Annotated in this window: 8 protein-coding genes; 2 read left to right on the plus strand and 6 right to left on the minus strand. The window is 67.4% G+C overall.

Annotated elements, in window-relative coordinates; all coding sequences use genetic code 11:
- Positions 1-147: 147 nt before the first annotated feature.
- A complete protein-coding gene (locus AC1VAN_RS05210) occupies positions 148-1,056 on the minus strand; it encodes a LysR family transcriptional regulator (protein WP_025874141.1) in 909 nt (302 codons plus the stop codon).
- A gap of 116 nt (positions 1,057-1,172) precedes the next feature.
- Here AC1VAN_RS05210 and AC1VAN_RS05215 point away from each other — a divergent pair, with 116 nt between their 5' ends.
- A complete protein-coding gene (locus tag AC1VAN_RS05215) occupies positions 1,173-1,946 on the plus strand; it encodes an SDR family oxidoreductase (RefSeq protein ID WP_480985393.1) in 774 nt (257 codons plus the stop codon).
- Between the two features lie 100 nt (positions 1,947-2,046).
- Positions 2,047-3,120 carry a hypothetical protein gene (locus AC1VAN_RS05220; RefSeq protein WP_442252289.1) on the plus strand — a complete coding sequence of 358 codons (1,074 nt, stop codon included), beginning with the start codon at positions 2,047-2,049 and terminating at the stop codon, positions 3,118-3,120.
- 62 nt (positions 3,121-3,182) lie between these two features.
- Here the strand turns inward: AC1VAN_RS05220 and leuB are convergent, their stop codons facing one another.
- The 5 genes from leuB to AC1VAN_RS05245 all read right to left on the minus strand — a co-directional run.
- Complete coding sequence (gene leuB, locus AC1VAN_RS05225; RefSeq protein ID WP_480985394.1) at positions 3,183-4,244, minus strand: 3-isopropylmalate dehydrogenase; 1,062 nt, start codon at positions 4,242-4,244, stop codon at positions 3,183-3,185.
- Positions 4,234-4,812 carry a 3-isopropylmalate dehydratase small subunit gene (gene leuD / locus AC1VAN_RS05230; protein WP_032977269.1) on the minus strand — a complete coding sequence of 193 codons (579 nt, stop codon included), beginning with the start codon at positions 4,810-4,812 and terminating at the stop codon, positions 4,234-4,236. Before leuD ends, leuB begins: the two co-directional genes overlap by 11 nt.
- Positions 4,812-6,230 (minus strand): 3-isopropylmalate dehydratase large subunit, encoded by a 1,419-nt coding sequence (leuC, locus tag AC1VAN_RS05235; protein WP_480985395.1) that lies wholly within the window; start codon positions 6,228-6,230, stop codon positions 4,812-4,814. The genes leuD and leuC overlap by 1 nt, the downstream gene beginning before the upstream one ends.
- Positions 6,231-6,289: 59 nt before the next feature.
- A complete protein-coding gene (locus AC1VAN_RS05240; RefSeq protein ID WP_480985396.1) occupies positions 6,290-7,069 on the minus strand; it encodes a class I SAM-dependent methyltransferase in 780 nt (259 codons plus the stop codon).
- 10 nt (positions 7,070-7,079) lie between these two features.
- Positions 7,080-8,242, minus strand: a 1,163-nt coding sequence (locus AC1VAN_RS05245; RefSeq protein WP_480985397.1) for a 2-isopropylmalate synthase, incomplete at its 5' end; no start/stop codon positions are given.

Below are 8,242 nucleotides of genomic sequence, written 5' to 3' on the forward strand. Positions count from 1 at the left end.
ATGGATGCCGTGGCCGAGCCTACAGGGACGTACTAGCGGCGTGTCCCGCCAGCTGCCCCCTCCCCGCCAACCCAGCAACAACCCAGAGCCGCTCTGGCTKTTGCAGTTGCAGTYGCMTCTGCGGGYGCCGGGCAGCCGCCSGGCCGATCACCCCTGCAACTGCAGCCGCTCACGCAGCAGCGGCACCAGCCAATCCAGGAACACCTGCACACGTTGCGCGCGATGCTGCCGGTGCGGCAGCAACAGGGTCACCGGCAGCGGCTGCGCCGCGTACTGGGGCATCACCTCCACCAGCGCACCGGTTTGCAGTTCGGCCTGCACGTCGTAGCGTGGAATCTGCAGCAGTCCCAGCCCTGCTACGCAGCAGGCAATCGACGCCTCGGCGCTGTTCACCCGCACCCAGCCGGGCATCGGCAGCGTGCGCAGCTGCGCGCCGTCCTGCCATTCCCACGGCTCCACCCGCGCCGTGGTCGGCGACGCATAGTTCACCGCGCGGTGCTGCTGCAGGTCGGTGGGGTGCTGCGGTACGCCGTGCGCGTGCAGGTACGCCGGCGCGGCAACGTTGACGAAGTCCAGCTGGCCCAGCGTGCGGGCCACCAGGCTGGAGTCACCCAGCTGGCCCACCCTCAGCACCGCATCGCAGCCGTCCTCGATCAGATTCACCGCGCGATCGGTCATGCCCAGGTCCAGCTCGACCTGGGGGTGCCGTGCGAAGAAGTCCGGCAGCGCCGGGGCGATGATGCGGCGGCCGATCCGGCTGGGTACATCGATCTTCAACAGGCCACTCGGCTGTGCGTCGTCCTGGCGGAACAGCGACTCGGCGTCTTCCACCTCGGCGATCAGGCGCAGGCAGCGCACGTAGAAGGTGTCGCCATCGTGGGTGGTGGAGACCCTCCGGGTGGAGCGCTGCAGCAGGCGCGTGCCCAGGCGCTGCTCGAGTTCCGCCACGGCCGCCGAGACAGTGGAGCGGGGCAGGCCGAGCTGGTCGGCGGCGCGGGTGAAGCTGGTGCACTCCACCACCCGGGCAAAGATGCGGAAACGCTCGATCCGGTCCATTGTTCGCCCGCTTTGGAAAGTTAAGTCAATGTTGCGGTCTTTATCCGCAATTTCTGCACGATATCGTCGTCGGCACAGGGTTGCCAGCCCGGCAGCCTCTTCCCGAGACCGATGCCATGACCGACCACCGTATCCAGGGCAAGACCGTGCTGATCGCCGGCGGTGCCAAGAACCTCGGCGGGCTGATCGCCCGCGACTTCGCCGTACAGGGCGCCAAGGCCATCGTCATCCACTACAACAGCGCCGCCACCCAGGCCGACGCCGAGGCGACCGTTGCGGCGGTGCAGGCCGCAGGTGCCAAGGCCGTGGCGTTGCAGGCCGATCTGACCTCGGCCGCTGCGATGGAGCGCCTGTTCGCCGACGCGGTCGCCGCCGTCGGTCGCCCCGACATCGCCATCAACACCGTCGGCAAAGTGCTGAAGAAGCCGATGCTGGACATCAGCGAAGCGGAGTACGACCAGATGAGCGCGGTCAATGCGAAGACGGCCTTTTTCTTCCTCAAGGAGGCAGGGCGCCATGTCAACGACGGCGGCCGCATCTGCACGCTGGTSACGTCGYTGCTGGGYGCGTTCACGCCGTTCTATKCCRSCTAYGCGGGCACCAAGGCGCCGGTKGARCACTWCACCCGCGCGGCRTCGAARGAGTTTGGCGAGCGTGGGATCTCGGTGACCGCGATCGGCCCCGGGCCGATGGATACGCCGTTCTTCTATCCGGCCGAGAGTGCCGATGCGCAGGCCTACCACAAGACCGCCGCGGCGCTGTCGGCGTTCACCCGCACCGGCCTGACCGATATCGCCGACATCGTGCCGTGGATCCGCTTCCTGGTGACCGACGGTTGGTGGATGACCGGGCAGACCATCCTGGTCAATGGCGGTTACACCACCAAGTAGAGACATGCGAGACTTGGGTTCGCGCAGTAGATCCCCAAGTGGACAGCTTCAGGGCGTTCACGGGCACAATAGCGGGCTGTCCCGGGGCCGGAGAGCCTGCATGTTCCCTCGCACGATCCGCGCTTGCGTGTTGATGCTGGTTGCCTGCTGCGGCCATGCCGATGCAGAGCCGGCGCAGACCGAGGCCCTGCGCTTCCAGCAGAACCTGCTTGCCGTGCTCGAATGCCGTGCCAGTGCAGATACCCGGCAGACCGTCGCCAGCACCCTGCGGGCGGCACGTTACGGCGATCCGGCCGGTCGCCCGTTGCATCTGCGTGACTGGCATTTCGAGCAGGCCGGAGACGCCGACGCTGCTTCGGTGACGGTCATCGATATGCCGGTGCCGTTGACCGCGCAGGGCGTCCGGACCCAGCGCGTATTCGCAGACGCGCAGGGGTTGTCCATTGCCATCGATGCTGCAGCGCGTGATCGCATCGTTGCGCGCCATGGCCTGCAGCTGCAGTCGAGCACGCTGCGTGAACCTTTCCGGGTGTGGTCCGCACGATCGGTTGATGGCAACACGTCGGCCCCGTCGATCATGGTGAGCAGCGATGGCGACGGCTATCGGTCGGGATGTACTGCCCAATCTGCCAGCACGCAGGGAACGTTGCCACTGGATCGGCAGCAGCGTGCAGATGCCAATGACCTCACTGCGGCCATCGAGTGCCGTGCCGACGATGCGGCCCTGCGCCGCGTTGGGCGCTTGCTGCAGCAGGTGATGGAACAGCCGCAGGGCGAATGGCCGGCAGAGGTGCACGCAGTGTCGGCACCCACGCATGCGATCAACGGCACGGTGCTTCCCGTCTTCCAGATCGAACTGCAGACGCCGCTGCAGATCCAGGGCATCGCCACCGACAAGGTGCTGGCCGCACCGGCCGGCCTGTTCGCTGCAGACCTTGGCAGAATCAACGTGGCAAGCGTGTTGCTCGATGCCGTTCTGACAACTGCTCACCAGCAGGCCGGCGTGCAGGTCTGGCAACGCGAAGCGTCGCGCAGCGGCTTGCCTTCAGGCAGCATCCGAATCCATGAACGCGTGGTGGCCAGAGCTGACGACGGCACTGTCCTGACCGGATGCAGCAGCTCGCAGATGCGCGCGGCCGCGAGCGATCCGCAGAGCGCGAACATCCCGCACTGAGTGAGTCAGTGCGGGATGCGCAGAGAGAACGGGTACCGGACGCCGTCCGGTACCCCGATCATTCATCCCAGTTTGGCCAGCACCGCGTCGGTGGCCGTCGCCGTGCTCACCGCGTGGCCCTTGGCGGCCAGGTCTGCGGTGAACACGCCATCGTCCAGCACCGCGTGYACCGCCGCTTCCACCGCTGCTGCTTCGTCTTCCAGCCCCAGCGAATGGCGCAGCAGCATTGCCGCGCTGAAGATCGTCGCGTACGGGTTGGCGATGCCCTTGCCGGCGATGTCCGGTGCCGAGCCGTGGATCGGCTCGTAGATACCCACCGCACCCGGCTCGCCCAGCGATGCCGATGGCAGCAGGCCCAGCGAACCGGCCAGCATCGAGGCCTCATCGGTGAGGATGTCGCCGAACATGTTCTCGGTCACGATCACGTCGTACTCGCGTGGCTTGGCCAGCAGATGCATCGCCATGGAATCGACCAGCTGGTGTTCCAGCGCCACGTCCGGGAATTCCTCGCGGCCGATGCGCGCGGCCACGTCTCGCCACAGGCGTGAGGTTTCCAGCACGTTGGCCTTGTCCACCGAAGTGACCTTGCCGCGACGCTGCTGCGCCAACCGGAAGGAACTGCGCAGCACACGCTCGATCTCGGCCACGGTGTAGCGGCACAGATCGCTTGCGCTGTCGRCATCGCGGGTCTTGTCGCCGAAGTAGATGCCACCGGTCAGTTCGCGCACCACGACGAAGTCCACGCCCTGCAGCAGCTCGGCCTTGATCGGCGAGGCGTGCAGTGCTGCTTCATGGGTGCGCACCGGACGCAGGTTGGCATACAGGCCCAGCGCCTTGCGGATCGCCAGCAGGCCCTGTTCCGGGCGGACCTTGGCGTTCGGGTCGGACCACTTCGGCCCGCCCACGGCGCCCAGCAGCACAGCGTTGGCGGCTTGGCACGCGGCCAGGGTCGACGCCGGCAGCGGTTCGCCGTGGCGGTCGATGGCGATGCCACCGATGTCGTGCTCGCTGAAGGTGAAGGTGTGGTTGAAGCGCTTGGCGACGGCGTTCAGAACGGCGACCGCGGCGGCGGCCACTTCCGGGCCGATGCCATCACCGGGCAGGACAACAATTTCAGCGTGCATGCTCACTCTCGTAACGTTCGATTTCAGGGACACGGCCCAACAGATAGCCCAGTTGATCGACGCCTTCCAGCAGGCAGGTCTGCGAGAAGCCGTCCAACGGGAAGGAGTAGACGCGGCCATCGGGCGTGCGCAGCTCGCGCGCCGCAACGTCGATGGTCAGCTCATCGTCAGGGCGCTGCATCAGCAGCTGCACGTCGGCCTCGTCCAGTACGATCGGCAGCAGGCCGTTCTTCAGCGAATTGCCGCGGAAGATGTCGGCGATCTCGCTGCTGACGATGGCACGCAGGCCGAGATCGGTCAGTGCCCACGGCGCATGTTCGCGCGATGAGCCGCAGCCGAAGTTGCGCCCGGCCAGCAGGATGCTGCGGCCGGCATTGTGCGGTTGGTTGAAGGCGAAGTCCGCCACGGGCGAGCCATCGGCCTGCCAGCGCCAGTCGTTGAACGCATTGCGGCCCAGGCCAGCACGTTCGGTGGTGGACAGGAACCGCGCCGGAATGATCTGGTCGGTGTCGATGTTGGTCTGGCGCAGCACCACGCTGGCCGAGCTCAGGGTGCGGAAGCCGCTCATCAGGCCACCTCCTGGGCGAACAGCTCACGGGCATCGGCGACGTGGCCCTGCACCGCGGCCCAGGCAGCACTCATCGGCGAGGCCAGCAGCGTGCGCGAGCCCGGGCCCTGGCGGCCTTCGAAGTTGCGGTTGCTGGTGCTGACCGCCAGTTGGCCGGGGGCGACCAGGTCGCCATTCATGGCSAKGCACATCGAACAGCCCGGCTSGCGCCATTCGGCACCGGCCGCGCGCACGATCTCATGGATGCCTTCGGCCTCGGCCTGGCGCTTGACGATTTCAGAACCAGGCACCACCAGCATGCGCACGCGCTCGGCGATGCGACGGCCACGCAGCACCTGTGCCACTTCGCGCATGTCGCTCAGCCGGCCATTGGTGCAGGAGCCGACGAACACCACGTCCACGGGCGTGCCGGCCAGCGTCTGTCCCGCCTGGAAGTGCATGTAATCCAGGCCCTTCTGCGCGGCGGCATCGTTGGCYGCCGGGATCGGCGCATCCACCGCGATGGCGGTGCCGGGGTGGGTGCCCCAGGTCAGGGTCGGGCGGATATCGACGGCATCGATGTGCACCTCGCTGTCGAAGCGCGCGCCTTCATCGCTGCGCAGCTGCGTCCAGCGGGCAACGGCAGCGTCGAAGTCGGCGCCCTTGGGGCCACGCGGCGTATTGGCGACGAAGTCGAATGTCACCTGGTCGGGCGCGACCATGCCGGCGCGTGCACCGGCTTCGATCGACATGTTGCACAGGGTCATGCGCTGTTCCATGTCCATCGCTTCGATGGTGCTGCCGCGGAACTCGATCACGTGCCCGGTGCCGCCATTGACGCCGATCACGCCGATGATGTGCAGGACCACGTCCTTGGCGCCGATACCCGGCGCGATCTTGCCATCGACGGTGATCGCCAGCGTCTTCGCCTTGCGCTGCAGCAGGCACTGCGTGGCCAGCACATGGCCGACTTCGCTGGTGCCGATGCCGAAGGCCAGCGACCCGAATGCGCCGTGGGTGGAGGTGTGGCTGTCGCCGCAGACGATGGTCATGCCCGGCTGGGTGAAGCCCTGTTCCGGTGCGATCACGTGGACGATGCCGCGGTTGTCCGAGGCCATGTCGAACAGTTCGATGCCGTGCTCGGCGCAGTTGCGCGCCAGCATCGCGACCTGTGCTTCGGAGGCGGCACTGGCGTAGGGCAGCGTACCGTCGGCAGCGGCCGGCAGGGTCGGCGTTGAATGGTCCATCGTGGCCTTGGTCCGATCCGGACGGCGCGGCTTCAGGCCACGCTCGCGCAGCTCGGTGAAGGCCTGCGGCGAGGTCACTTCATGGATCAGGTGCAGGTCGATATACAGCACGGCGGGCGCGCTGTCGGTTTCTGGAACCACCACGTGGGCGTCCCACAGTTTGTCGTACAGGGTGCGGGGTGCGGAAGTCATGCGTTTGCCTGGCAGGAGTACGGAGTAACGGGCATCGAAGAGAAAGTAACAGGAGCAGGTCAGCGGCGCCGCGCGAGCACGCGCAGGCGCACGTAGTCGGCCAGCGGCTGGCCGGCGGCATTGCGCGGCAGGTCGGCCAGCAGGGCCGTGGCGGCATCGCGCACCGTGGCGCGCGCCTCGGCCGGCAGGTCGTCCAGCAGTGGAGCGGCGAATACCCGCAGCCAGCCGGCAACGCCGGTCGGCAGCGCGGTCGGTCGCGGCAGGCATTCGATCAGCTGCACCTGGAAGCCATGCTGGCGCAGGCGGTCTGCGTAGGCATCGGCGGTGGGGAAGTACCACTGGAATGCGCTGGCACCATGGCCATGGGCGACGCGCGCAGCCTGCACGGCGGCAGTGATCGTGGCCACGTTGCCATGGCCGCCGAACTCGGCGACGAAGCGCCCGCCGGGGCGCAGGGCGCGGCGCACACCCTCCAGCACGCGATCCGGGTCGGGCATCCAATGCAGGGCGGCGTTGCTGAACACCGCATCGAACGCACCGTCGAAGGCCAGGGCGTGGYCGTCCATCACCTGCGCATCGACGCCCCGCGCACGCGCGGCGATCACCATTTCCGGCGAGGCATCGACGCCCTGCATATGTGCGCCGCTGAGGGCCAGTTCGGTGGTGAGCACGCCATCGCCACAACCCAGGTCGAGAATGCGCTCACCGGCACGCGCATCGAGCAGGCGCGCAACGGCGCCACCGAGGGTCGGCACGAAGCCGGCATCGATCGCATAGTCCTGGGCATTCCACTGCTGGCCAGCGCTGCTGGYGGTGGTTGCGGTGTCGAAGGCGCTCATCTCACATTCCTCAGGCGGTGGCGGTGGCAGGTGATTCAGTACTGATGCCGGCGTTGGCCTGGCGCTGGCGCAGCAGGCGGTTGGCCACGTCCAGCCAGGCCAGCGCGGACGCTTCGATGATGTCCTTGCTGGTACCGGTGCCGTCGTACTCCACGCCCTCGTGGCGCACGCTCAGGTTGGCTTCGCCACGCGCGTCGGCGCCGATACCGACGCTGTGCACGTGGTAGCTGTCCAGCATCAGCTGCACGCCGGTGGCAGCCGACAATGCGCCGAACAGCGCATCGACCGGGCCGTCGCCCTGCGCGGTCTCGGCCACGCGGTTGCCGTCCGGGTCGGACAGTTCGACCAGCGCGTTGGCGCGGCTGCCGACATCGCTGATGGTCATCGAAGCCAGACGGTAGCCCTGCGCATTGGAGCCGCCCTGCATCAGCGTCTGCAGGTCGGCATCGGTGACAACACGCTGCTGCTCGCACAGTCCCTTGAACTGCTCGAACACCAGCTTCAGCTCGTCTTCTTCCAGCCAGAAGCCCAGTGCGCGCAGGCGTGCTTCGACGGCAGCGCGGCCACTGTGGCGGCCCAGCACCATCTGCGAATCTTCCCAGCCCACGTCTTCCGGACGCATGATTTCGTAGGTGCCGCGGTGGCGCAGCATGCCGTGCTGATGGATGCCCGACTCATGGGCGAAGGCATTGGCACCCACGATGGCCTTGTTGCGCTGTACCGGCATGCCGACCAGGCGCTGCAGCAGCTGCGAGGTGCCGACGATGCGCGGGGTGTCGATGGCGGTGTCCTGCTCGTAGAAAGCCTGGCGCACCTTCAGCACCATCGCGATCTCCTCCAGCGAGCAGTTGCCGGCGCGCTCACCGATGCCGTTGACGGTGCATTCGACCTGGCGCGCGCCGCCTTCGATGGCGGCCAGCGAGTTGGCCACGGCCAGGCCCAGGTCGTTGTGGCAGTGGGCGCTGAAGATCACGTTGGCTGCGTTCGGCACATCGGCGACGCCAGCGATGACCTGCTGGAACATCGTGCGGATCTCTTCCGGCGTGGTGAAGCCGACGGTGTCGGGCAGGTTGATGGTGGTGGCGCCGGCAGCGATCGCCACGCGCGAGACCTCGATCAGGTAGTCCAGTTCGGTGCGGGTGGCATCCTCGGCGGAGAACTCCACGTCATCGA

It is taken from the genome of Stenotrophomonas sp. 05L44_2, assembly GCF_056665995.1.

Excerpts from the sequence above, each read along its gene's own strand:
- AC1VAN_RS05210 (WP_025874141.1), bottom strand. The coding sequence starts at position 1,056 with ATGGACCGGATCGAGCGTTTCCGCATCTTTGCCCGGGTGGTGGAGTGC.
- AC1VAN_RS05220 (WP_442252289.1), top strand. The coding sequence starts at position 2,047 with ATGTTCCCTCGCACGATCCGCGCTTGCGTGTTGATGCTGGTTGCCTGC.
- leuD (WP_032977269.1), bottom strand. The coding sequence starts at position 4,812 with ATGAGCGGCTTCCGCACCCTGAGCTCGGCCAGCGTGGTGCTGCGCCAG.